Below are 24,129 nucleotides of genomic sequence, written 5' to 3' on the forward strand. Positions count from 1 at the left end.
ATGAAAGCGTTCGGCAAAATCCTGGGGCTGTTTATTCTCGGGTTGCTGCTGATCATCGTGGCTCTCGGCTTCGCCTTGACCCATCTGTTTGATCCCAACGACTACAAAGACGAGATTCGGCAATTGGCGCGCGACAAGGCGAATGTCGAGCTGACGCTGAACGGTGATATCGGCTGGAGCCTGTTCCCCTGGCTGGGCCTTGAGTTGCATGACGCCAGCGTCGCAACCCTGAGCGCCCCCACCGCACCGTTTGCCGACCTGCAAATGCTCGGATTGTCCGTTCGCGTACTCCCGCTGTTGCGCCGCGAAGTACAGATGAGCGACGTTCGGGTAGAAGGCCTGAACCTGCGCCTCAACCGTGATGAAAACGGCCATGGCAATTGGGAAGACATCGGCAAGCCGGCCACCGCTAGCGCGCCAACACCCGAGCAACCTTCAGGCACGACGCCTGCCTCGCCAGCAGACAAACCGTCGCGCCCCATCAAGCTGGATATCGACAGCCTGACGGTCAACAACGCCCGCGTCGAATACAGCGACGCCCGCAAAGGCCGGACCCTTACCGCCGAAAGCATTCAGTTGAGCACCGGTGCGGTACGGGAAGCCTCGGACATCCCGATCAAGCTGACGGCTTTTCTGAGCACCAATCAGCCGGTTGTGCGTATCAGGACCGAACTGGTCGGCGACCTGCGCCTGGACCGCGCCCTCAAGCGCTACCAGTTCGAAGACATGCGCCTGTCAGGCGAAGCGGCTGGCGAACCCTTGCAGGGCAAGACCGTGACCTTCGCCGCTCAGGGCCAGTTGCTGGTAGACCTCGCCGCCAACATTGCCGAGTGGAACAGCCTCAAGATTTCCGCCAACCAGTTGCGCGCCCTCGGCGAGTTGCGCGCCCGCGATCTGGACAAGACGGCACAAATCAGCGGAGGCCTGTCCATCGCCCAACTCGATGTACGCTCCTTCTTCGACAACATCGGCCAGCCTCTGCCAGCCATGGCCGACGGAGCACTGAGCAAGGTCGAAATGGTCACCCGCCTGAGCGGTACGCCGAACAGCCTGGTGCTCGAAGACCTCAACCTCAAGCTCGACAACAGCACCTTCACGGGCCGTGTCGCCATAGATGACTTCGCCAGACAGGCACTGCGCCTTCAACTCAAGGCTGACACCTTCGATGCCGATCGCTATCGCCCGGCCGAGAGTGAAGAAAGCAAAAGCGCCAAAGCCGCTCGCCAGTCCGAAGTGCAAAGCGGTGAAGCGGCAGCTCTCGCCGGCAACACGCCGCTGCCGGACCAACCTGCCAAGGTCGCCTGGAGCACTGCCAAACTGCTGCCCCTTGAGCGCCTGCGCACCCTCGACGTCCAGGCAGACCTGAGCTTCGGCAAACTGACCATCGACAAACTGCCGATCGACAATGCCGTACTCACCACTCAGGCACAGAACGGCGTCATCAGCGTCGAAAGCCTGCGTGGCGACCTCTACAACGGCAACTTTGAAATCAAGGGCAACCTCGACGCCCGCCCGGACATTCCTCTGGCCAGCGTACAAGCCAAAGTCAGCCGGGTGCCGGTCGAGCGCATTCTGCAAAGCCAGGGGCAAACGCCACCGGTCACAGGCCTGCTGACCCTCAATAGCAACCTGACCGGCAAGGGCAACAGCGAAAAGGCTCTGGTCGACAGCCTCAACGGCACAGCCAGCTTTGCGCTCAACAATGGCGTGCTGGTCAATGCCAACCTTGAACAGCAACTGTGCCAGGGCATCTCGACCCTCAACCGCAAGACGCTCAGCGGCGAACCTCGCGGCAAGGACACGCCATTCCAGCAACTCAATGGCAACCTGACCGTGCGCAATGGCGTGGCCAGCAACCCTGACCTCAAGGCGCGCATTCCGGGCCTGGCTGTCAACGGCAATGGCGATATCGACCTGCGCGTGCTGGGCATGAATTATCGCCTGGGCATCATCATCGAAGGCGACAAGAGCGACATGCCGGACCCGGCCTGTGAGATCAACCCGCGCTACGTGGGCATCGAATGGCCAATCCAGTGCCGGGGCCCGCTGGAGCTGGGCGCCAAGGCCTGTCGTCTCGACAAGGAAGGCATCGGCCAGATCGCGGCCAAGCTGGCCGGCGACCGGATCAGCGAAAAGCTTGAAGAAAAACTGGATGACAAACTCGGCGACAAAGTCAGCCCGGAACTCAAGGACGCCCTCAAGAACCTGTTCAAACGATGAGAGCCGATTCTGCAATGCAACCCGAGCAATTCTCCCAGGCAGTACTGAACTGGTACGACCGTCATGGCAGGCATGATCTGCCATGGCAACAAGGCATTACCCCATACCGGGTGTGGGTGTCGGAAATCATGCTGCAACAGACCCAGGTCAGCACTGTGCTGAACTACTTCGACCGCTTCATGGAGGCGCTGCCCACCGTACAGGCCCTGGCCGAAGCACCGGAAGACGAAGTGCTGCACCTGTGGACCGGGCTGGGTTATTACACCCGCGCCCGCAACCTGCAGAAGACCGCAAAAATAGTCGTTGCCGATCACGGCGGTGAGTTTCCTCGCGATGTGGAAAAACTCACCCTGCTGCCCGGCATCGGCCTGTCGACTGCGGGCGCCATTGCCAGTCTGAGCATGGGCATTCGTGCGCCGATCCTCGACGGCAACGTCAAGCGCGTTCTCGCCCGCTACACCGCACAGGAAGGTTACCCGGGCGAGCCCAAGGTCGCCAGACAGCTATGGGCCACTGCCGAGCGCTTTACACCCCATAGCCGCGTGAACAACTACACACAGGCGATGATGGACCTGGGCGCCACGCTCTGCACCCGCAGCAAACCCAGTTGCCTGCTCTGCCCGCTGGAGCGTGGCTGCGAAGCGCACCTGCTGGGCCTGGAAACCCGCTACCCGATTCCCAAGCCACGCAAGACCGTCCCGCAGAAACGCACCCTGATGCCCATGCTCGCCAACCGCGACGGCGCGATTCTGCTTTATCGCCGCCCTTCCAGCGGCCTGTGGGGCGGCCTGTGGAGCCTGCCGGAGCTGGATGACTTCAACGACCTCAAAGACCTGGCACTGCAACACTCGCTGGAGCTTGGCGCGCATCACGAAATGCCGGGGCTGGTCCACACCTTCAGCCATTTCCAGCTGAGCATCGAACCCTGGCTGGTTCAGGTTCAGGAGTCCGCCCATCACGTGGCCGAAGCCGACTGGCTCTGGTATAACCTCGCCACCCCGCCGCGCCTGGGCCTTGCCGCCCCAGTGAAAAAGCTGCTCAAACGCGCGGCCGACGTATTGAATGCAGGAGAGTCGTCATGACCCGCACCGTAATATGCCGTAAATACAAAGAAGAACTGCCAGGCCTGGAACGCGCCCCGTACCCGGGAGCAAAAGGCGAAGACATTTTCAACAACGTCTCGCAGAAAGCTTGGGCCGACTGGCAGAAACACCAGACCCTGCTCATCAACGAACGTCGCCTGAACATGATGAACGCCGAGGACCGGAAATTTCTTCAGACCGAGATGGACAAGTTCCTCTCCGGCGAGGAATACGCCAAGGCCGAAGGCTACGTTCCCCCCGAGAAATAAAGCGTTTCCAGCAATGAAGGTCGTAAGCGTCGGTAATAATTCAAATTTTTTTCAACATGACGCTTGACGACCTCCTGAAAAACACGTCTAATGCGCCCCGTTGCCCAGATAGCTCAGTCGGTAGAGCAGGGGATTGAAAATCCCCGTGTCGGCGGTTCGATTCCGTCTCTGGGCACCACTAATTAGATTCAGGTGGTGTCAAAGCCATCTGAAAAACAGAAACCCGCCTAGTGCGGGTTTTTTGTTGTCCGGGATTTTTCATTCCCACACTCATACTGCGCTGACCGCAGTAATGAAACGTGTAGGACACCGCCCTCTCATAGCACCCCCAAATCCTCTCCCTGGCTCAGAGCTGTCTCTATTCTCCAAAACGGTAATCAAGCCGATTTCTTCGCACACCTACAGACCTATAGTCACGCCCTCGAGAAGAAAGCTTTCAAGTCATTTGACTGGGCTTTCAATTGAGTCAAAGGGGTTGTGCTATGTAGTAGTCGCCATCAAACCTGAACCAGAGCCAAGCCAGCTTTTCACTATCACGGTCTGGGAGATATGAAAATGTACGAATACACAGGTAGCGGCCTGAATGGCATCTTCCTGAAAAATGGATACCGAATCGTGGAAACGCCCTATGGAAAAGGCGTATCGATAGAGAATATCGAAGGGCTGCACAGGGCAATTGCTGCTGATATTGTTCAGCAAGACTCGCCAATGACAGGCCATCAGTTCCGCTTCCTGCGCAAGGAACAGGATCTGGTGCAAGCGGAATTGGCAGAGATTTTACGAGTAGATATCCAGACCATAGCCAATTGGGAGAAACGCGGTCCCGAAGGGGTTCCCGGCCCGGCAGACATTGCCATGCGCGGTTTGTACTCAGCCTACTGCCATATTCAATATGGCCCTTATCAAGCCCTGCGCTCAAACATACCAACCGAAACCGCCACCTTCACTCACTTCTGCTCTCAGCACAGCCCCCTCAATAATTTCCTGCCCACCACGAATAAGCCTTTGCTATATTCGAGCAGCATCAAAGAGCCACCTTGCGATCTCGCCAAGGGACTCCGCTGCTCGCCCGAGCGGTCTGGAACGTCGGGGAGCCACAGGATTTATCAGCAGAAGGATCTGTCATGAAGTTCACTACCCTCCTCCTCGCGGCCATTCTTGCCGCCACCTCCTTTTCCGCAATCGCGCACGGCGGCCGAACCGACAAGCAAGGCTGTCATAACGACAAGAAGGCCGGCACCCGGCATTGTCATTGACTGTGGGCCTCGCGCCCCACCGGAGACAAACATGGCCTTGAACAAACCCAACCAGGACCTGCGTCGTGACCTGCAAGGCATCGCCTCCGATCTGAAATGGTCGGCGGTTGAATTGATGCGCATTGCGGAGCGTCTGAGCACTTCAGGAAATGAGCCGGATGCTCAGGCAGTGCTTCGCATATGCAACGTGATGCAGGCCGGGGAAGAGAAGCTGCAAGGCGTGACGAATGAGGTATCGCTGGGCAGGCTGGTGCGGGCTCGCTCTTGACGCGGATGTGCCCGAAAAATAATTTTCCATATCCATGGAACCGAATCGGGTCATTTGCCACTCACCTGTAAATCCTGTCGTTTACGGACCTGGCCATGAGTAGCCTTTTCTACAAGACGTTGCTCATCGATCTTTCAAAACACCTTGAAATGCGCCCTTTGGCGTTCGATGCCCAAGGGATTTGCAACCTGATAATCGATGAAACCTTTGCGCTGAAACTGGTCTGCAACGACATCCATGAACGGTTGTTGGTGATCGGTTTGCTTGAACTGCCAAAAGAACCACCACTGCAACGCTTGCTGAGTGGCGCTCTCAACCCGATGGTAACTGCGGGCCCTGGTCTGGGCTGGGATGAACGCAGCGGCCTTTATTTCGGCTATCAAAGCATCCCGCGAGAGAAAGTCAGCGTACCCGCTCTGATACGTGAGATCGCGGCACTGGTTGAGTGGATCAAGCTCTGGCGCGATATGCGCCCATGAATATCTCGTCAGCCCACTATCTCTCGCGCCAACAATCATCTGCTCGACACGGAGCACACCTGTGAACAACATCCAAACGCGCTTTTCGAGTGTCGAAGCGCTGAAAAGCTCGGACGTCGATATCCACGCACTCAAGTCTCAGGGCCGAATAGAAGTCAACGGCAAGCATTACGACATTCGAGCAGCGGCGGACGGAAAGATCGCCGTATCAAGGCATGACAAGCAGGCTGTTTTCGACAAGTTCTTCAACGGCACGGCTCACCTGCTGGGCGGCCAGAGCCCTCGCTCGCAGATCACCCAGGTGCTTAACGAGAAAGCCTCATCCGCATCTGCGCCCACGACACCTCGCTTGGAGAGAATGCTGGGTAAGCGTTTCGACGTTCAGCAGGCACGGGTTGAACAAGGCCAAAGCAGTTCGGCGACGAATGCCGTAAGACCAGATAACGGTACGCCTCAAGGCAAGGAAACTTTTGCCAGCCTTTATGAGTGGGCAAAGAAGGCGAAAAAAATTAAAGAGCCCACAAAAGAGAACATCTATGACGTGTTCAAGGATACTCGCCCCAAAGTCACACCCATGGCTCGAACAGAGCAGGACACCTATCTGCGGAGGCTGAGCAGGATCGACGCTCATGCGGGCATCAATGTTTGGCCCCAGAGCATGGACGCAGCCAGTCCTGAACATCGGCGTCTCGATCTTTACATGAAGCACCACCCCAACATACGCAAAGAGTTCTACAGAATATCCCCTGACCCCGTGCGTGAAAAATCGGAAAATATGGGCCGCCTGACCATTGGCGTCCAACCTCAATATGCCGAACAACTCATAAAGACCATGGCTGCAATGGTCCAAAAGGAAGACTCGATTCACAGCGGAAAAGTTGATGGCCCGCAAAGCTACGGAAGCAGAACCGACTCAGCCATCCTCTATGTGAAAGGCGATTATCAGAAGGCTCAGGAACTGGGGCAGAAGCTGAAAAGCATGAGCGGGCTCCCGGCAGAAGCCTTCATCAGCCACACACCGCCAGGCATGCATACGATAGATAAAGGGCTTTCTTACGCAGAAACGGTCAAGGGACAATCCTCAAGCCATGGCGACTCACGAGCGGCAATCATTCTGGATGCCTTGAAACGTAAAGGTGGCTCGCTGGAAACAAAGCTGAAAGCAGCGTTAGCCGACAATGGCTACGACCCTGAAAACCCGGCATTCAGACGCACTCAATAAGCGCAGGCCTGTCAGTGTTGAGAATATCCGTAAAGATTAATCACAGCCGCTGAAACATCCAAAAAAAGACCGCTTTTTTTGACGTCAAAAAGCACTCTGCCCATTGATCGGAATCGGCCTGCGCCGGATTAATGCCCCTCACCTTCAGGTCGATATCGTCGTGAGAGTCAGTAGGTCAAACAGCACTGGGGCAGGTTATGTTCGGGACAAAAATCAAAGCTGAACTGGCAGCCATGAAGGCCGAAGTTGATGGACTCAAGGGATTGATGGGCGCGCTGGAACGTTCGATGGCCGTGGCAGAGTTCGATCTGGACGGGAAACTCATTCGGGCCAACGATAATTTCCTGACAGCAATGGGATACCGGGCCGAAGAGCTGGCCGGCAAGAACCACCGCGAGTTCTGCTCACCGGCACTCTCGCGCAGCAGCCAGTACAATGAACTCTGGGCTTCGTTACGCGCTGGCCGCTTCGTCTCGGGCACCTTCCAGCGCGTGGACAAGAACGGGCATAGCGTCTGGCTCGAAGCCAGTTACAACCCGGTACTCGATACGCAAGGCAAACCCTTCAAAGTGGTGAAATACGCACTGGACGTCACCCGCAAGGTCATTCAGGAAAGCGAGTCTCGCGGCAAGCTTGTCGCTGTCGACAGAGCCATGGCCGTGTGCGAATTCGACCTCAACGGCAATGTGCTGGCTGCCAACGATAACTTTCTGCATGTCATGGGTTATGGCCTGAATGAAATCAAAGGCAAGCACCACCGTGGCTTTTGCGAACAGAGCCTGGCCAACAGCTCTGAATATGGCGATTTCTGGCGCAAGCTGAACCAGGGTGAGTTCTTCAGCGGACAGTTCAAGCGTATCGGCAAGCATGGCAAGGTGGTCTGGCTGGAGGCGACTTACAACCCGGTCTACGACGCGGAAGGCAAGCTCTGCAAGATCGTGAAGTTCGCCAGCGACATCACCGAACACGTGGAAAAACAGCAGGCCGACTCGCTCGGTGCTTCGCGGGCTTACCACATTTCGACTGAAACCGAAAAAGTGGCCGAGCAAGGCACGCTGGTCATTCAGGAAACCGCCCGAGAGATGCGCCAGATTGCAGACAGCATCGGCGCCTCCGCAAAACTGGTGGGGCAACTGGGATCACGCTCCGAGCAGATCACCGCCATCGTCAACACCATTCGCGGCATCGCGGACCAGACCAACCTGCTGGCCCTCAACGCGGCAATCGAAGCTGCTCGCGCAGGCGATCAGGGCCGGGGGTTTGCGGTGGTTGCGGATGAAGTCCGCCAACTGGCTGGTCGTACAAGCGGCTCAACGACAGAAATCGCGGACATGATCGGCAAGATCCTGAACGAAACCCGCGAGGCTGTCGCCAGCATGAGTACGACTCAGGAAGGCGCAATTCGGGGCGTGACCCTGGCCGATCAGGCTGGCCAGGTCATTATCCAGATTCGTGATGGCGCCAGCGAAGCCGTAGAAGCCGTCAGCATGTTTGCCACACGATTCGACGAAGCAAATAAAGCCTGAGCCGTGATCAGCATCCCAGGCTGTACCTTGAAAACCCGCCTCGTGCGGGTTTTCATTGCCCGGCAAACCGACGCCCCCTTGGTTATTGAGAGCGTCTGGGGTTCAATGATCGCCATTGCCCTTATCGCCTGCCAAAGGACCCGTTCATGGCTTCGCCAGACAAACAGCAAAAACGTGCCAAGCGCGCCAAGATCAAAGCCAAGCAGAACCGCTCGGGCAAACCGGCACAAAATGTCGTTCACCCTGTATTCGCTTCCCCCCTTGTGAATCAACCGTTCGATGATGTGCAGCTCGACCTGAACACCTTCGATTTTCAGGACATCGTCGAAAACGGCTTCGACCCGGCCAATTACGAAGACCTGTTTGAAGCCATGAAGGCCGCCGAAGCCATCAGCCAGTTGGCGCTGTGCGTGGTTTTCCTTCAATACCCGGTGCTGGCACTGGTCATCAGCGAAGAAGACGAAGAGCAAGCCACCGACTTCATGATGGGCCTGCTCATCACCTACCGCGCCCTGTTCCACGATGAAGACGAAGACACGGCTGTTGAGTGGATCGGTAGCCCGACATTCCAGGCCGATTACAACAAGGCATCCGAGTTGCTGGTCAAACGGGACTCAAAAGGGCAGCGTTGAAGTGCACAAAAACGTCATGTCCACTTCAATAACGACAAGACCGCTCTAAACAGCAGGTTTCATCTAAAGCAGGCTTCAGCTTCTACCCGAGAATCCGATATAGCTGCGTATGCGCCTGCTCAAGGCGCCCCCTCAGCACAGCACATCGGATGAACTCGGAGCGGGTATGTATTTAAGAAACATGAAAATAGCCAAACGCACCCTGACCTGCTTCACGTTCATGGTTGCCATGGTTATAGGGCTCGGCATTTTCAACATCCAGCAAATGGGCAATATTCGCTCGGAAGGCCTGGAAATCGAAAATGACTCAATGCCTGGCATTGCATTGGGCGATGACATCACCCTCGCATTCGCCAACACCCGCATCGCCATCCTCAGAATGATCTCAAGAAGCCCTGCCGAGATAGAACAGGCTTATACCGAGTTGCTGAAGGAAGAGGACAAGTTCTACAACGCGGTCAAAGCCTACAAACCGCTTATCAACACGGATACCGAGCAAACGCTGATCGCCAGCATCGAGTCCACCTACAAGGCCTATGCCGATGGTGCAGAGCGGGCGTACAAACTGATCAAGGACAACCAGCAAGATGCGGCTCGTCAGGTCATCAGGGTGGAAATGCCAAAAAGTGCAGAAGGCATGGCGGCTGCGCTCTCCAGACTGGAAAAAGTAAACGACGAGGCCGAAGCCGAATCCAGCGCAAGTGCGACAGCGGCGTATGAAAAAGCCAAGACCATTTCTGTTTCAGTCATGGTGCTGGCGGTACTGGCAACACTGGTCATGGCATGGCGTTTGACGCAAAGCCTTTCCACCCCTATCAACCAGGCCCTCAAAGCCTCCGAAATCTTTGCGTCGGGAGATCTGCGCCCGATCGATGTGGACAGTCGCGGTGTCGATGAAGTCGCCCTGCTGCTGCAATCGATGGAACGCATGCGGGAGAACCTGCGGGCCACCTTGAATCAGGTCGACGATGCAGCCCAACAGCTGTCGTCAGCCACCAGCCAGATGAATGCGCTGATGGCCAGCAGCAACGCCGACCTGATAACCCAGAACAGTGAAATCGAAATGGCAGCCACTGCCGTGACCGAGATGAGCCAGGCCGTTGAAGAGGTTGCGCGTAGCGCGGTGTCGACTTCGGAAGAGTCGAAATCGTCTTCTCGCTCAGCACAGCAAGGGCAGGAAGAACTCAAGCAGACCGTCAACTCCATCACCGAGCTGACGAAGAATGTCGGCAGCGCTTCAGAGCAGGCCCAGCAACTGGCGAGTCGGACGCTGGAAATCAGCAAGGTCCTGGAAGTGATTCGCTCGGTATCCGAACAGACCAACCTGCTGGCCCTCAACGCCGCCATCGAAGCAGCTCGCGCCGGCGATGCAGGCCGTGGCTTCGCGGTGGTCGCCGACGAGGTTCGCGCACTGGCACACAGGACCAGTGAGTCGACTCAGGAAATTGAATCCATGATCGGCCATATCCAGCAAGGCACCAAAAGTACGGTGTCTGCACTGGAGATCAGCACCGAACAGGCCCAACGCACCAAAAACCAGGCGGAGTCCGCAAACTCGGCATTGGCGATTATTGCCAACTCGGTGATGGTGATCGACGATCGCAACACCGTGATTGCCAGCGCGTCCGAAGAGCAGGCCCAAGTCGCACGCGAAGTGGACCGCAACCTGGTACGCATCCGCGACCTGTCAGCACAATCAGCCGTAAGAGCGGATCAGACCAGCAGCGCAAGCAACGCCCTCGCGACACTGGCTACAGAGCTGAATACGACCCTGCGCCAGTTCAAGTTGTAACTTCTCGCGAATGAATTCGCTCCTACGCGGCCGTGTAGGCGAATTCATTCGCGATCAGCTGCTCAGCTCAACGCCGCAGCTCCAACCCGTGAAGCCTTGCGGCGGCGGGAAACCAGCAGGCCTGCGGCGATCACGCTCAGGCTGAGCACGCCGGTGGCGATGATTTCATGGCGATGGTCTTCCTGAATCAGCATCACGGTCAGCACCGCAACGATGAAGAAGATCGCAGCCCAGGTCAGCCACGGGAACAGCCACATCTTGAAGTCGATGGCTTCACCTTTGGCGATACGTTTCTGACGCATGCGCAACTGGGAAACGGCGATCACCAGATACACCAGCAAGGCGATTGCGCCGGAACTGGCGAGCAGGAATTCAAACACGGCAGCCGGAGCAACATAGTTGGCGAACACGGTCAGGAAGGCAGCGGCAGTCGAAAGTATCACCGCCCAGTGAGGCGTGCCGCTCTTGCTGATGCGGGTAGACATTGCCGGAGCATCGCCACGCTTGCCCAGAGAGAACAGCATGCGCGAAGCGGTATACAGCGCAGAGTTCAGGCAACTGGTCACCGCCACCAGTACAACCAGATCCACGATCAGCTTGGCGTTGGGAATACCCATCACATCCAGCACCGTCTGATAGGAACCGACTTCAGCCAGACGGCTGTCGTTCCAGGGCACCAGCGACACAACGATAAAGATCGAAACCAGATAGAACAGGAAGATCCGCCAGATCACCGAATTGGTGGCCTTGGTGATCTGCTTGCCCGGGTTCTTGGACTCGGCGGCTGCAATAGTCACGATCTCGGTCCCCATGAAGGAGAACATCGTGGTCAACATCGCTGCCAATACCGCGCCCAGGCCGTTAGGCATGAAACCCTGAGTGTCGAACAAGTGGCTGACGCCGCTGACATTACTGGTCGGTAGCAGACCGAAAATCGCGACAACCCCCAGCACCACGAACGCAATGATCGCCACGACCTTGATCAATGCAAACCAGAACTCGAACTCGCCGTAGTTCTTGACGCTGAACAGATTGGTGGCCGTCAGCAGCAACGTAATCACCAGCGTGAACACCCAGATCCCCACATCGGGGAACCAGGCATGCAGGATGGTCGCGGCAGCGTTGGCCTCCAACGGAATCACCAGAACCCAGAACCACCAGTACAACCAACCGATGGTGAAACCGGCCCAGTGCCCGATGGCGCGGTCGGCATACGTGGAAAACGAACCGGTGTCAGGCGAGGCTACAGCCATTTCGGCCAGCATGCGCATCACAAGCACAACCAGCGTACCGGCTGCGGCATACGCGAGCAGCACGGCAGGACCTGCCTCGGCAATCGCATGGCCTGAACCTACGAACAGGCCTGCGCCGATCACACCGGCAATCGACAGCATCGTGATGTGTCGAGGTTTCAGCCCCTGTTCGAGCCCGGAAGAGTTAGCGGTACTGCTCATAAAACCACCTTTTGCAAGACGAGCGATGCACACCGAAGCGCTCGTAAAAAGAAAGCAACGGTGCCGTTCTTTATTCTTTACGCAAAAACTGCGCCAAAATATTTCAAAAGCGACGTCGCATAGAGAACAGAGGGCTCGCAGCCCTGAAAGTGCGGAAATGCCAGGAAGGATTTTTTATCAAGCCTGCAAGTTTTGTTACCTAACACCTCAGGACATACCCATATTGGCGCACCGAAAACACACACCAAAAACCAGACAAGCTCGCATATGGTGCGCAAGACCGTAAAAGCTACTTCCAACACCCAGCCAAAGCTGGCAACATCGCGCCCTTTTCGCGCATTCAGGCTATAAAGCGGGCATCAAACAGACGCATCCATTGCCTTGCGGCGACAGTCTGCTGCGATGATGCGACACCCCGCCGCATAACACTGCCCGCCAGACCTGACGCTGTTGGTTGTCTTTCGAGCCCTGTGCTAGCTTGGCGCTCGCCCCACTCGAAGGGCGTACAAAATATATGAGGTCCCCCCACATGGCCGAGGCCACGCCCGCCCTGGAAATCCGCAATCTGCACAAGCGCTATGGAAAGCTGGACGTGCTCAAAGGCATCTCGCTGACTGCTCGTGACGGTGATGTGATATCAATCCTGGGCTCATCCGGTTCCGGCAAGTCCACGCTGCTTCGCTGCATCAACCTGCTGGAAAACCCTCATCAGGGGCAGATTCTGGTGGCAGGCGAAGAGCTGAAACTCAAAGCCGCCAAGAATGGCGAGCTGGTCGCCGCCGACAACCGGCAGATCAATCGCATGCGCAGCGAGATCGGTTTTGTCTTTCAGAACTTCAATCTGTGGCCGCACATGAGCGTGCTCGACAACATCATCGAAGCACCGCGCCGTGTGCTGGGCCAAAGCAAGGCCGAAGCCATCGAAGTCGCTGAAGCGCTATTGGCCAAGGTTGGCATCGCCGATAAACGACACGCTTATCCGGCACAGCTTTCCGGTGGTCAGCAACAACGCGCTGCCATCGCACGCACTCTGGCAATGCAGCCTAAAGTGATTCTGTTCGATGAGCCCACCTCCGCGCTGGACCCGGAAATGGTCCAGGAAGTGCTCAACGTCATCCGCGCACTGGCCGAAGAAGGCCGGACTATGCTGCTGGTGACCCACGAAATGAGTTTTGCACGACAAGTTTCCAGTGAAGTCGTCTTTTTGCATCAGGGACAGGTCGAAGAACAGGGCACACCACAGCAAGTATTCGAGAACCCGCTGTCGGTAAGGTGTAAACAATTCATGTCGAGCAACCGCTAACGGAGCAACCCCCATGCAGATGTACAAGAAGTTCCTGCTGGCAGCCGCTGTCACTGTCGCATTCACCAGCAGCGCTTTTGCTGAAACCCTGAAAATGGGCATCGAGGCCGCTTACCCACCGTTCAACAACAAGGACGCCAGCGGGCAAGTCGTCGGCTTCGACTACGAAATCGGTCAGGCCCTGTGCGCCAAGATGAAAGCCGAGTGCTCCGTCGTCACCTCTGACTGGGACGGCATCATTCCGGCGCTCAACTCCAGAAAGTTCGACTTCCTGATCTCGTCGCTGTCGATCACCGAAGAGCGCAAGCAGGCTGTGGACTTCACCGACCCGTACTACTCCAACAAGCTGCAGTTCATTGCGCCGAAAGACTCGCAGATCAACACCGAAAACGTCGAAGCCGCCAAGGCATCGCTCAAGGGCAAGATCATCGGAGCCCAGCGCGCTACGTTGTCCGGTACCTGGCTTGAAGACAAGCTGGGCGACAGCGTGACCGTCAAACTCTACGACACCCAGGAAAACGCCTACCTCGACCTGGCATCCGGCCGTGTCGACGCCATGCTGGCCGACAAATACGTCAGCTATGAATGGCTGAAAAGCGATGCAGGCAAAGGTTTCGAGTTCAAAGGCGATCCCGTCGAGCAGAACGACAAGATCGGCATCGCTGTGCGCAAGGGTGACCCGCTGCGCGAAAGGCTGAATGATGCACTGAAAGAAATCATCGCTGACGGCACCTACAAGAAGATCAACGACAAGTACTTCCCGTTCAGCATTCTCTGATCTGCCTGACGTGACCGTCGCGCCCTCTCTGAAGGCGTGACGGTCCGTCCCTAGCAAAGCCTGCCCATGAATATTGACCTCCAAGGATTCGGCCCGGCCCTTGCGGCTGGTGCGCTGATGACTGTTCAGCTTGCCCTTTCGGCCCTGTGTCTGGGCCTGATACTGGGGCTGCTCGGCGCCCTGGCAAAAACGTCGCCTTACAAGCCACTGCAATGGCTGGGCGGTACTTACTCGACGCTGGTGCGCGGTATTCCTGAATTGCTCTGGGTGTTGCTGATCTACTTCGGCACCGTCAACGGCATGCGCGCCCTGGGCGAAATGCTGGGTATCCCCGGCCTTGAACTCAACGCCTTTGCCGCGGGCGTCATAGCCCTTGGCCTGTGCTTCGGCGCCTATGCGACCGAGGTCTTTCGCGGTGCCATCCTGGCCATCCCCAAAGGCCACCGCGAAGCGGGTCTGGCGTTGGGCATGTCGCGTTCGCGCATCCTCTTCAAACTCATCCTGCCGCAGATGTGGCGCATCGCGCTGCCCGGCCTTGGCAACCTGTTCATGATTCTGATGAAAGACACCGCACTGGTTTCGGTGATCGGCCTGGAAGAAATCATGCGCCACTCGCAGATTGCCGTCAGTGTCACCAAGGAAGCCTTCGTGTTCTATCTGGTCGCAGCCTTCATGTACCTGGGCCTGACGATACTGGCCATGGTCGGTATGCACTTCCTGGAAAAACGTGCCGCTCGCGGCTTTGTGAGGAGCGGGTCATGAACTGGGAAGTCATCATCAAGTGGCTGCCAAAGCTGGCACAGGGCGCAACCCTGACGCTGGAGCTGGTGGCGATTGCGGTCATCGCCGGCCTGATCATCGCCATCCCGCTGGGCATCGCACGTTCGTCAAAACATCTGCACGTACGCGCCCTGCCTTACGCCTACATCTTCTTCTTTCGCGGCACACCGTTACTGGTGCAGTTGTTCCTGGTCTATTACGGGCTGGCGCAATTCGAGGCCGTTCGCAAAGGGCCGCTCTGGCCGTATCTGCGCGACCCGTTCTGGTGTGCCGTCATCACCATGACCCTGCACACCGCCGCTTACATCGCCGAGATCCTGCGGGGCGCGATTCAGGCCGTACCGGTGGGTGAAGTCGAGGCGGCGCGGGCGCTGGGCATGTCCAAATGGAAAGCGCTGTTCTACATCATCCTGCCCCGCGCAGCACGCATCGGCCTGCCGGCCTACAGCAACGAAGTGATCCTGATGCTCAAGGCCAGTGCCCTGGCGAGCACCGTCACTCTGCTGGAACTGACCGGCATGGCACGAACCATCATTGCCCGCACTTACCTGCCGGTGGAGATTTTCTTCGCAGCGGGCATGTTCTACCTGGTCATGGCTTACGTGCTGGTCCAGGGGTTCAGATTGCTGGAACGGATATTGCGCGTAGACGCCAGCCAAGGGCGCTGATATGAAGGGGGCTGGCTTTCATATAGTCAGCCCCTCTACACGGTCACCATCATGCCCTCTGACACTTGCTTGCAGGATGAACACCTTCGCAGCCGCTTTCGGGCGCTGGACAGCTTTCTGTTCGCGTACCAGTCGTTGTGGCGACCAAAGCCTTTCACACAAGCGCACATGCCGTGGGAACAGCAATATTCGGAACTGGCCACATGGCTGCGCCAGCGCACGCTGGATCAAGCCGAAACCGCGCACAATCACCCCGAACGTCTCGATGCGCCCTACCCCTTCAAGCAACTGGCGGACGAAGCCTTTGAGCTGGGGCAACTCGGCGAACTGCCAGCCTATCCGCTAGAGCCGGTGGAGCCACGCCAGAGCGTCGATGTGCCGGGGCGTAAATGGCAACAGATCGAAGCCTTTGCCAGCCATCTGCAATTCCGGCAAAGCGCCACCCATTGGCTCGACTGGTGCTCGGGTAAAGGGCATCTGGGCCGTCGCCTGACACAAAGCGGACAGAAAGTGACCTGTCTGGAGCGCGATCCGGCCCTGATCGAGGCCGGTCGTAAACTCAGCGCACGCCAACAAATCGAAGCTGAGCATGTGGAACAGGATGTCATGGCAGATGACACCTGGCGCCACCTCAAGCCCGAACACTCGCCCGTCGCCCTGCACGCCTGCGGCGATCTGCATGTGCAGTTGATGCAGGCCGCCAGCCAGACAGGCTGCATACAAATGGCCATCGCCCCGTGCTGTTACAACCGCACGCGGTTCGACGAGTATCAGGCACTTTCCAGCGAAGGCCGCAGCTCAGCCTTGAAGCTGTCGCGGGACGAACTGGGCCTCCCACTGAGCGAAACCGTTACAGCAGGCGCTCGTGTCCGCCGCCAGCGCGACACATCCATGGCCCGGCGACTTGGGTTTGACCTGCTGCAACGCCAGTTGCGCGGCATTGATGAATATTTGCCCACACCCTCGCTGCCTGTCAGTTGGCTGGACAAACCCTACAGCGATTACTGCCACGAACTGGCAGACCTGAAAAACCTTCCAGATCCGGGCCAGCAGGACTGGGCAGAACTGGAGGCCGCAGGCTGGAAGCGACTGGCCGAGGTGCGCAATCTGGAACTGGTGCGCAACCTGTTCCGTCGACCTCTGGAGTTATGGCTGGTCCTGGATCGAGCCATGTACGTGCAAGAGCATGGTTACAGCGTCAGCGTCGGCACTTTTTGCGACAGCCAACTCACCCCGCGCAACCTGCTGGTTCTGGCACAAAAGCAATGACTCGAATCAACGGAACATCCTGTGGATAACTCTGTTGATGAAAATTCAGACAAGCGTTCTAAAACCTTAGTGCGCCAGTTACTGAAGCGCCTTGTTTTTTCCTGACACCCCGGTCAGAAGCCGCAGAAAACGGCACTTCGCGACAAAACGCGAACATCCGCACGGATCGGCGGAAAAATCGTTTTCATTCTGAACGGGTTGTGCATAAAGGCTCTGGGACGAGGTGTTTTTGAAGACGGCCTTCCCGAGCAAGCTCCCTCCCACAGTCTCAATATGAGGGGCTTGCTCGCGAAAGATCGTGCATCAACTCGCTTCCACACACTCCAGTGATCGCTCCACCATCACTTTGGCCATTTCTGCCATATGCATGGCGGCAAAAGCCAGGTCGCGCTGCGAACCATTCAGATCGTCTCCCAGCTCATAGGCCGTTGCCGATGCACATCGCAGAAAATCCATCGCATGCAGCAACGTCGCCTCGAGACTCATGAAATCAAATCCTTTGTCGTCTCCTTTTGGCGGACGACTTGTCGGCAGATAACAGGCCATGGCCCGCTTGACGACTGATTGATCGAAAACCGGCGCAGTGGACGCCTCGTTGAAAGGTGGATCAGGGGTAATCTTGACCATGCGTTTAGCTCTCCATTATGGAGCTGCCAACAGATCGCTACTAAACGAAAGGGTGGCAGCTGTACGCGAGTTAGTAGACCGGTGAGCTAAGAACCGGCGCACCCGGAGGTGCCAAGCGCACAGCCGCCATAACAGGCAGGCATGAAACGCCTGACAGAATGCGGTTGTGTTACGCCTTAACCCACTGGGCTACTAAACCCGATCGCTGATAAGCAGCGACCGACGCAGACTAGAAGCACAAACAGAGAGGCGCAAGCGGGCTGGGATTCTCTCGGAAATGTCTGTCAAAAGAAAGGGAACGGACCTGCAAGTTCAGGCCAAAAACGTTGCAAGGCATCACAAGACAGGCGATGAGGGGTGGCAGCCGTACACAGGTTAGTCGACCGGTGAGCTAAGAACCGGCGCACCCGAAGGTGCCCTGCGTACAGCCGCCATCAAGGAGTGAGCAGCGAGGTTTTATCTGCGCGCCAGTTCATGTTTGACGCATTGTTCATAGTAGGTTTGCTTGATGGCAGCGGGTTTGAGGCGAGACGAGCTTTTATAGGTCTGTTCCGTGATGCCCATGGCGGTCATGCGCATCCAGGGTTGAGGGAACTTGCGGGTCTGTAGTTTGTTGCGAGCACCATAGAGAGAAACCCCGGCAAGCTTCGACTCCTGAGCCCCCGCCGCAATACCCGAACCCCATGTGCATATCGAGCGAGTGCTCTTGGTCAACTCCTTGGCCTGAACCCCGAGCGAAACGCCGGCCAGGACAAACACCGCAACGGTCAATGCAAAACTCCGCATAGCGCCAGCACCCAAGCTTCTGAAAGGAAAGCGAGTTTGCCAACGAAACAGAAATCAAAGGGCCAGCTATGTGCTTCTTTTCAGGGATGTTTTTTGAATGTGGCGCTGGTTCGCGAATGAATTCGCTCCTACGGACAAACAGGGTGGCTGGGCTCCCACAAGAGCCCACTTCCAAGGCCTCAAAACCTTGGTTTGACGGTCTTCCAGTCCGGCTTGTAACGCTGCATCTGTTTCACATCATCGCGCTGACGGATGCCGCAGCTCAGGTATTGGTCGTGTAGCTTGCCCAACTGGTCGTAATCCAGCTCCAGCCCAAGGCCCGGGGCGCGGGTGATTTTTACGCAACCGTCGACAATGGGTAGCTTGCCGCCTTTTATCACCTCTTCATCCGGCTCCTGCCAGGGGTAATGGGTGTCGCAGGCGTAATCCAGATTGGGGACCGAAGCGGCGACATGGGCCATGGCCATCAGGCTGATGCCCAAGTGCGAGTTGGAATGCATGGATACGCCAAGGCCAAAGGTCTGGCACATCTTCGACAATGCCTGGGTATCGCGCAGGCCGCCCCAGTAATGGTGGTCGGCCAGAACGATCTGCACGCTGTTCAGCGCCACGCTACGGCGGAACTCATCGAAGTCGGTCACGACCATATTGGTGGCCAACGGCAGACCGGTACGTTTGTGCAACTCGGACATGCCTTCAAGCGTTGGCGTCGGGTCTTCGTAATATTGCAGATCATCGCCCAGCAATTCGGCCATGCGAATGGAGGTTTCCAGCGACCAGTTGGCATTGGGGTCGATACGCAGCGGGTAACCGGGGAATGCCCTCTTCAGGGCCTTGATACAGGCGACTTCATGCTCAGGTTCCAGCGCACCGGCCTTGAGCTTGATGCTCTTGAAGCCATACGCCTCGATCATGCGCCGGGCCTGGGCGACGATCTGCTCTTCGTTCAGGGCTTCGCCCCAATTGTCCGGCTTGTAGGGCGAATCGATGTGCTGCGCGTACTTGAAGAACAGATAGGCGCTGAACGGCACTTCATCACGAATCGCGCCGCCCAACAGATCCACCAGCGGCACATTCAGGTAATGGGCCTGAAGGTCCAGAAACGCGACCTCAAATGCCGAGTAAGCGTTGCTGACCGCCTTGCTGGCATGGGAGCCGGGCGCCAGTTCCGCACCGGCCAGGCTGTCGGTCTTGTTGGCGGCTACAGTGGCCTGCACGATGGCGCGCAACTGGTTGAGATTGAACGGATCAAGGCCGATCAACTGGTCTTTCACACGCTCCTGAATCGCCAGCGCCGGAGCGTCACCATAGCTCTCGCCCAAACCTATATAGCCGTTGTCGCTCTCGATCTCGATGATCGAGCGCAGCGCAAAGGGTTCGTGAATGCCGCTGGCATTGAGCAGCGGCGGATCGCGAAAGGCGATGGGGGTCACGGTCACTCTTTTGATTTTCAAGGTAAGGCTCCTGATCCTGGTATCAGTGTGTTGCCGCGCGCTCAGGCACGGCCGCTTCGACGGGTTTGCCATGGCGGCTGACGGGCGTTGTGCGAGCAAAGAAGATCACTACGGCGGCCAACAGCGAGGTCGCTGCCAATCCGTACAGGCCACCCTCGATCGAGCCGGTGGTCTGCTCCAGAATTCCGAACGTCGTAGGCGCGACGAAACCGCCAAGATTGCCGATGGAGTTGATAAGCGCGATCACCGCTGCCGCGATGCGAGCGTCCAGATAGCTTTGCGGGATCGGCCAGAACAGCGCGGATGCAGCCTTGAAGCCGATGGCGGCAAAGCAGATCGCGACGAAGGCAAAAACAGGCCCGCCGGTTGTCGACATGAACATGCCAAACGAAGCGATAACCAGCGTCAGCGCAACCCAGGCCTGTTGAAACTTCCATTTGCTGGCCATGGCAGCAAAGCCGTACATCGCCACGATGGAGATGATCCAGGGCACCGAGTTGAACAGCCCGACCTGGAAGTCGCCCAGGCTGCCCATTTTCTTGATCATGCTGGGCAACCAGAAGGTCGCGCCGTAGATCGTCAGGGCGATGGAGAAGTAGATGAAGCAGAACAGCGCGATCTGCCGGTCAGCCAGCAGTTTGAACATGGAGGGTTTGGCGATCTGTACCGACTCACGCTCGCGCTGCTCTTGGGCAATCGCGGCAATCAGTACGCTTTTCTCTTCCTCTCTCAGCCATTTAGCTTCACTCGGATGGGATTGCAGCCAGAACCAGACAAAACCGCAGAGCAGAACGGAGGCAAAGCCTTCGATCAGAAACATCCACTGCCAGCCATGCAGGCCGAGCCCCGAAATATGCAATAGCGCGCCGGAAACCGGCCCGGAAATCACCGAAGCGATGGCCGAACCACTGAGGAAAACCGCCATGGTCTTGCCACGCTCGGAAGACGGCAGCCATTGGGTGAAGTAGTAAATGATGCCGGGGAAAAACCCGGCTTCGGCCGCACCGAGGATAAAGCGCAGGACATAGAAACTGGTTTCGCCACGCACAAAGGCCATGGCCATGGCCGCTGCGCCCCAGGTGAACATGATGCGCGTCAGCCAGACGCGCGCACCGTAGCGTTGCAGCAGCATGTTGGAGGGCACTTCAAACAATGCGTAGCCCACAAAGAACAATCCGGCACCCAGCCCGTAGGCTGCGGCGCCAATACCCAGGTCGGTTTCCAGATGGCTGCGCACAAAGCCGATGTTGACGCGGTCGATGTAATTGACGATGAACATCACCACGAACAACGGCAGCACATGACGTTTGACTTTGGCCGCTGCCCGGGCAAGCACATCGGCATCAGTGGGGCTCTGGAGGCTCTTCAAGATACGACTCCCGTTCATTGTTTTTTTAGGGACGAGTCGATCATGGACGCGGTGATTGTTCCCGTCTAATCTAACTTGGCATTCCATTGATACCCGGATTAGATCAATGTTCGAGCTTACTCAACTGCGCTGTTTCACCACTGTCGCGACTGAACTCAACTTCCGCCGCGCCGCCGAACGGCTGAACATGACCCAGCCGCCGCTCAGTCGGCAGATTCAGTTGCTGGAACATCACCTGGGGGTCGACCTGTTTACCCGTAACACCCGCAATGTCGCCTTGACCGCAGCAGGCCGCGCCTTCTTTGTCGAAGCCCAGAACCTGCTGGAGCGCGCCCAACAGGCTGCCGCCACGGCCAGGCGATTCGCCGAAGGTGATATCGGCTCAGTGAATATCAGCTTCGTCGGCAGTGCGGTGTATGAGTTTCTGCCCAAGGTCATCGCAGAAGCGCGACTCAAGCAGCCCCACGTCAGAATCAACTTGTCGGAAATGAACACTTATCAGCAACACGAAGCCCTTCGTGCGCGCCGCATCGACCTGGGCATCGTGCGCACCCCGCTGCTGGAACCCGGTTACGCCACTGAATGCCTGGTGCGCGAACCCTTCGTGCTGGCCGTGCCTTGCAGTCATCGTCTGGCCGACAGCAAAAGCGTGTCGGTCCAGGACCTCGATGCGCAGCCGTTCCTGATGTACTCCCACTCAGCCTACCCGCCGTTCAACGAACTGCTGACCGGCATGCTCCGCTCTGCCCGCGTTGCTCCGGAATATGTGCAGTGGCTTGGCTCGTCACTGACCATCCTGGCGCTGGTCAATGCGGGAATGGGGCTGGCGCTGGTCCCGCGCTGCGCAACCAGCGTGGTATTCAAGAACGTGGTGTTTCGGAATATCGATCTGGGGGAAGGTGTACAGAGCGAACTGCACCTGATCTGGACCGAAAACAACGACAACCCGGCCTTTGCGATGCTGCTGGAGGGGATCCGCAAAGCTGTGCGCGAAGGATGGGGCGACAGCAGTCATTAGGGTTTACGTACCGGACGAGGGCTTATAGGATAGCCGCGCTAGTTTTTTCTGTTAGTTCCCTTGGACAATAACCGCAATTGCCTGGCTATTGAGTCAATAGCCATAGCGTATGTCTGTGGGAGCCAATCAGGAAACATAAAGAAACAATTAAATACGAGTACGCTTCCTTGCGCGCGTTTCCAAGCGATTACTGAGTACATGACGATGAGCAATCCTGATTCTGTATCTGATAAAACACCTACCTTCAGCATTGCCATAGTCAATTACAAGACTCTCGAAATCACCAAGATTTGTCTGGATCTGCTGCAACAGCACCTGGGCGGCACCCCGAATCAGGTCTGGGTAGTGGACAACGATTCAGCCGATGACAGCACCGAATACCTGCGCACTCTGGACTGGATCAACCTGATCGAGCGTAAAAGCCCTGGCCCGGAAAGCGGCCATATCGCCCACGGCAAAGCCCTCGATATGATCCTTGAGCGGGTCGAAACCGATTACCTTTTCCTGCTGCACACCGATACATTCATTTTCGACAAACACGTATTTTCGATGATGCTGGACAAGATCATCCAGAACCCGAAAGTTGCGGCTGTTGGCTGTGTAGAGCAACTAAATCGTGGCACCGCCAGAACCATCTGGCGCTTCAGCTCCCGACTGTTCAAACACCACTTCCGCCGCCTGAAACTCTCTCTGGGCCTGCGCTCCAAACAGCCCAAGCCTTATCGCGAAGAACACCTGAAAAGCTTCTGCACCCTCTGGAACACCAAGCTCATGAAGCAGCACGGCCTGCACTTCCAGATGGATGATCGGGTACCGGGTTATACCCTGCAGGACACCATGGTCGAGCTCGGCTATGACATCGAGTTTCTGTCGCCACGCAAGATATTCAGCTACCTGGACCATATCCAGGCAGGTACTGTCTCGGCAGCCGGTGGTTATGACACGACCCATCGACGGGTCAAGATGTACAACGATATCCTGCGACGTATCAACAAGAGCAATGCCAACGGGCAAAGCGCGTCGACAATGAACACGTGATGACTTTCCAACTATTGGAGCGGCAATGACTGCAACTCAACAAACACTGCCGATCACCTTGGCTCCAGAGCTTGATTTTGACCTGGCTGCCGCTGGCGAGCTGGGTCAGTCGCTGACCGATACCTATACCCAGGCTGCACCCTTTGCGCATATCGTCCTCGACGACTTTTTACCGCAAGACCTGATCGCCAGCATCTGCGAGCACTTCCCCGCCGAGCCGACCGACAACGAAATGCTCTACGAGCGCGGCTACAAAGGGCAGCACAAAAGGCAGATCAGCCCCAATGAATGCGACCCTCATCTGAAGAAAGTCTTCAACGCCTTCAACTCGGCGCCCATGCTGCACTTTCTTGAAAAGCTCACCGGCATCGAAGGCCTGATACCTGACCCGTATTTCACAGGCGGCGGCCTGCATGAAACCAAAAAGGGCGGCTTCCTGGGCGTGCATTCGGATTTTCGGCTGAACAAAAAGCTCAATGTCGATCGCCGGATCAACGCCATCATTTACCTCAACCCGGACTGGAAAGAGGAATACGGCGGCAACCTGGAACTCTGGGATGTGGACATGCGCACATGCCTGAAAAAAGTCCTGCCCATCTACAACCGCTGCGTGATCTTCAACACCGACGCCGACAGCAACCACGGCCACCCGGAACCCCTGACGACGCCCGAGCACATCACCCGCCGCTCAATCGCGCTTTATTACTACACCGCCTCAAAAGGGCCGGTCGACCCCACGCAAAGAAACAAGACCCACTACAAGCCAAGACCCAAAGACCTGCTAAGCCCCAGGTACTACCTGAACAAACTCATCAGAAAGAAAAACTGAGGGGGGCGTC

The 24,129-nt window shown here is 57.1% G+C and carries 22 protein-coding genes, 1 tRNA gene and 4 pseudogenes; 22 read left to right on the forward strand and 5 right to left on the reverse strand.

Features of this window, described 5'->3' with window-relative positions; all coding sequences use genetic code 11:
* The 14 genes and pseudogenes from ACODS3_RS06335 (at position 1) to ACODS3_RS06400 (ending at position 10,746) form a co-directional block, all read left to right on the forward strand.
* The gene (locus ACODS3_RS06335) at positions 1 to 2,220 is read left to right on the forward strand and encodes an AsmA family protein (protein ID WP_489033786.1); all 2,220 of its coding nucleotides are present in this window, start codon (positions 1 to 3) and stop codon (positions 2,218 to 2,220) included.
* 14 nt (positions 2,221 to 2,234) lie between these two features.
* A complete protein-coding gene (mutY, locus tag ACODS3_RS06340; RefSeq protein ID WP_201018982.1) occupies positions 2,235 to 3,302 on the forward strand; it encodes an A/G-specific adenine glycosylase in 1,068 nt (355 codons plus the stop codon).
* A complete protein-coding gene (locus ACODS3_RS06345) occupies positions 3,299 to 3,571 on the forward strand; it encodes an oxidative damage protection protein (protein WP_201004118.1) in 273 nt (90 codons plus the stop codon). The genes mutY and ACODS3_RS06345 overlap by 4 nt, the downstream gene beginning before the upstream one ends.
* 102 nt (positions 3,572 to 3,673) lie before the next feature.
* Positions 3,674 to 3,749, forward strand: a tRNA-Phe gene (locus ACODS3_RS06350).
* Positions 3,750 to 4,126: 377 nt separating this feature from the next.
* The gene (locus ACODS3_RS06355) at positions 4,127 to 4,699 is read left to right on the forward strand and encodes a helix-turn-helix domain-containing protein (RefSeq protein ID WP_236250216.1); all 573 of its coding nucleotides are present in this window, start codon (positions 4,127 to 4,129) and stop codon (positions 4,697 to 4,699) included.
* Positions 4,696 to 4,827 (forward strand): YHYH domain-containing protein, encoded by a 132-nt coding sequence (locus ACODS3_RS06360; protein ID WP_117148191.1) that lies wholly within the window; start codon positions 4,696 to 4,698, stop codon positions 4,825 to 4,827. The genes ACODS3_RS06355 and ACODS3_RS06360 overlap by 4 nt, the downstream gene beginning before the upstream one ends.
* A gap of 31 nt (positions 4,828 to 4,858) precedes the next feature.
* A complete protein-coding gene (locus ACODS3_RS06365; protein ID WP_201004123.1) occupies positions 4,859 to 5,095 on the forward strand; it encodes a hypothetical protein in 237 nt (78 codons plus the stop codon).
* Between the two features lie 95 nt (positions 5,096 to 5,190).
* Entirely contained in the window at positions 5,191 to 5,574 is a 384-nt protein-coding gene (locus ACODS3_RS06370; RefSeq protein ID WP_489033790.1) for a CesT family type III secretion system chaperone, read from the forward strand.
* A 61-nt stretch (positions 5,575 to 5,635) separates the two neighbouring features.
* Positions 5,636 to 6,796 (forward strand): T3SS effector HopA1 family protein, encoded by a 1,161-nt coding sequence (locus tag ACODS3_RS06375; RefSeq protein ID WP_489033792.1) that lies wholly within the window; start codon positions 5,636 to 5,638, stop codon positions 6,794 to 6,796.
* Positions 6,797 to 7,083: 287 nt separating this feature from the next.
* Positions 7,084 to 7,770: pseudogene (locus ACODS3_RS06380) on the forward strand (PAS domain-containing protein); the annotation flags it as partial.
* A gap of 102 nt (positions 7,771 to 7,872) precedes the next feature.
* Positions 7,873 to 8,322 (forward strand): annotated as a pseudogene (locus tag ACODS3_RS06385) (methyl-accepting chemotaxis protein); the annotation flags it as partial.
* 146 nt (positions 8,323 to 8,468) lie between these two features.
* Positions 8,469 to 8,954, forward strand: coding sequence for a hypothetical protein (locus ACODS3_RS06390; protein WP_489033794.1), 486 nt, complete (start codon positions 8,469 to 8,471; stop codon positions 8,952 to 8,954).
* 181 nt (positions 8,955 to 9,135) lie between these two features.
* Positions 9,136 to 9,891 (forward strand): annotated as a pseudogene (locus ACODS3_RS06395) (MCP four helix bundle domain-containing protein); the annotation flags it as partial.
* Positions 9,892 to 10,017: 126 nt separating this feature from the next.
* The gene (locus tag ACODS3_RS06400; protein ID WP_374005028.1) at positions 10,018 to 10,746 is read left to right on the forward strand and encodes a methyl-accepting chemotaxis protein; all 729 of its coding nucleotides are present in this window, start codon (positions 10,018 to 10,020) and stop codon (positions 10,744 to 10,746) included.
* A 62-nt stretch (positions 10,747 to 10,808) separates the two neighbouring features.
* Here the strand turns inward: ACODS3_RS06400 and gabP are convergent, their stop codons facing one another.
* The gene (gene gabP / locus ACODS3_RS06405) at positions 10,809 to 12,200 is read right to left on the reverse strand and encodes a GABA permease (RefSeq protein ID WP_304575746.1); all 1,392 of its coding nucleotides are present in this window, start codon (positions 12,198 to 12,200) and stop codon (positions 10,809 to 10,811) included.
* 529 nt (positions 12,201 to 12,729) lie between these two features.
* On the opposite strand from gabP, the gene ACODS3_RS06410 reads away from it, so the two are divergent.
* The 5 genes and pseudogenes from ACODS3_RS06410 (at position 12,730) to ACODS3_RS06430 (ending at position 16,998) form a co-directional block, all read left to right on the forward strand.
* A complete protein-coding gene (locus ACODS3_RS06410) occupies positions 12,730 to 13,503 on the forward strand; it encodes an ABC transporter ATP-binding protein (protein WP_201004134.1) in 774 nt (257 codons plus the stop codon).
* 13 nt (positions 13,504 to 13,516) lie between these two features.
* Positions 13,517 to 14,281 (forward strand): ABC transporter substrate-binding protein, encoded by a 765-nt coding sequence (locus ACODS3_RS06415; protein WP_201004136.1) that lies wholly within the window; start codon positions 13,517 to 13,519, stop codon positions 14,279 to 14,281.
* Positions 14,282 to 14,347: 66 nt separating this feature from the next.
* The gene (locus tag ACODS3_RS06420; RefSeq protein ID WP_201004138.1) at positions 14,348 to 15,043 is read left to right on the forward strand and encodes an ABC transporter permease; all 696 of its coding nucleotides are present in this window, start codon (positions 14,348 to 14,350) and stop codon (positions 15,041 to 15,043) included.
* Complete coding sequence (locus tag ACODS3_RS06425) at positions 15,040 to 15,729, forward strand: ABC transporter permease (RefSeq protein ID WP_201004139.1); 690 nt, start codon at positions 15,040 to 15,042, stop codon at positions 15,727 to 15,729. The genes ACODS3_RS06420 and ACODS3_RS06425 overlap by 4 nt, the downstream gene beginning before the upstream one ends.
* 1 nt (position 15,730) lies before the next feature.
* Positions 15,731 to 16,998 (forward strand): annotated as a pseudogene (locus ACODS3_RS06430) (methyltransferase).
* A 303-nt stretch (positions 16,999 to 17,301) separates the two neighbouring features.
* Here the strand turns inward: ACODS3_RS06430 and ACODS3_RS06435 are convergent.
* From ACODS3_RS06435 to ACODS3_RS06450, 4 genes are all read right to left on the reverse strand, one after another.
* Complete coding sequence (locus ACODS3_RS06435) at positions 17,302 to 17,625, reverse strand: DUF6124 family protein (RefSeq protein ID WP_201018989.1); 324 nt, start codon at positions 17,623 to 17,625, stop codon at positions 17,302 to 17,304.
* A 456-nt stretch (positions 17,626 to 18,081) separates the two neighbouring features.
* Positions 18,082 to 18,411, reverse strand: coding sequence for a hypothetical protein (locus tag ACODS3_RS06440; protein ID WP_489033799.1), 330 nt, complete (start codon positions 18,409 to 18,411; stop codon positions 18,082 to 18,084).
* A gap of 179 nt (positions 18,412 to 18,590) precedes the next feature.
* On the reverse strand, positions 18,591 to 19,865 hold the full coding sequence (locus ACODS3_RS06445; RefSeq protein ID WP_489033801.1) for a glucarate dehydratase family protein: 1,275 nt from the start codon (positions 19,863 to 19,865) through the stop codon (positions 18,591 to 18,593).
* Positions 19,866 to 19,887: 22 nt separating this feature from the next.
* Positions 19,888 to 21,234, reverse strand: coding sequence for an MFS transporter (locus ACODS3_RS06450; RefSeq protein ID WP_489033803.1), 1,347 nt, complete (start codon positions 21,232 to 21,234; stop codon positions 19,888 to 19,890).
* A gap of 106 nt (positions 21,235 to 21,340) precedes the next feature.
* On the opposite strand from ACODS3_RS06450, the gene ACODS3_RS06455 reads away from it, so the two are divergent.
* The 3 genes from ACODS3_RS06455 to ACODS3_RS06465 all read left to right on the forward strand — a co-directional run bounded on the left by ACODS3_RS06455 (position 21,341) and on the right by ACODS3_RS06465 (position 24,119).
* On the forward strand, positions 21,341 to 22,252 hold the full coding sequence (locus ACODS3_RS06455) for a LysR family transcriptional regulator (RefSeq protein ID WP_489033805.1): 912 nt from the start codon (positions 21,341 to 21,343) through the stop codon (positions 22,250 to 22,252).
* Positions 22,253 to 22,456: 204 nt separating this feature from the next.
* The gene (locus ACODS3_RS06460) at positions 22,457 to 23,290 is read left to right on the forward strand and encodes a glycosyltransferase (RefSeq protein WP_489033807.1); all 834 of its coding nucleotides are present in this window, start codon (positions 22,457 to 22,459) and stop codon (positions 23,288 to 23,290) included.
* A gap of 25 nt (positions 23,291 to 23,315) precedes the next feature.
* Positions 23,316 to 24,119 carry a 2OG-Fe(II) oxygenase gene (locus ACODS3_RS06465; RefSeq protein WP_201004154.1) on the forward strand — a complete coding sequence of 268 codons (804 nt, stop codon included), beginning with the start codon at positions 23,316 to 23,318 and terminating at the stop codon, positions 24,117 to 24,119.
* Positions 24,120 to 24,129: the final 10 nt, after the last annotated feature.

The sequence above is a fragment of the Pseudomonas sp. FG43 genome (assembly GCF_057809175.1).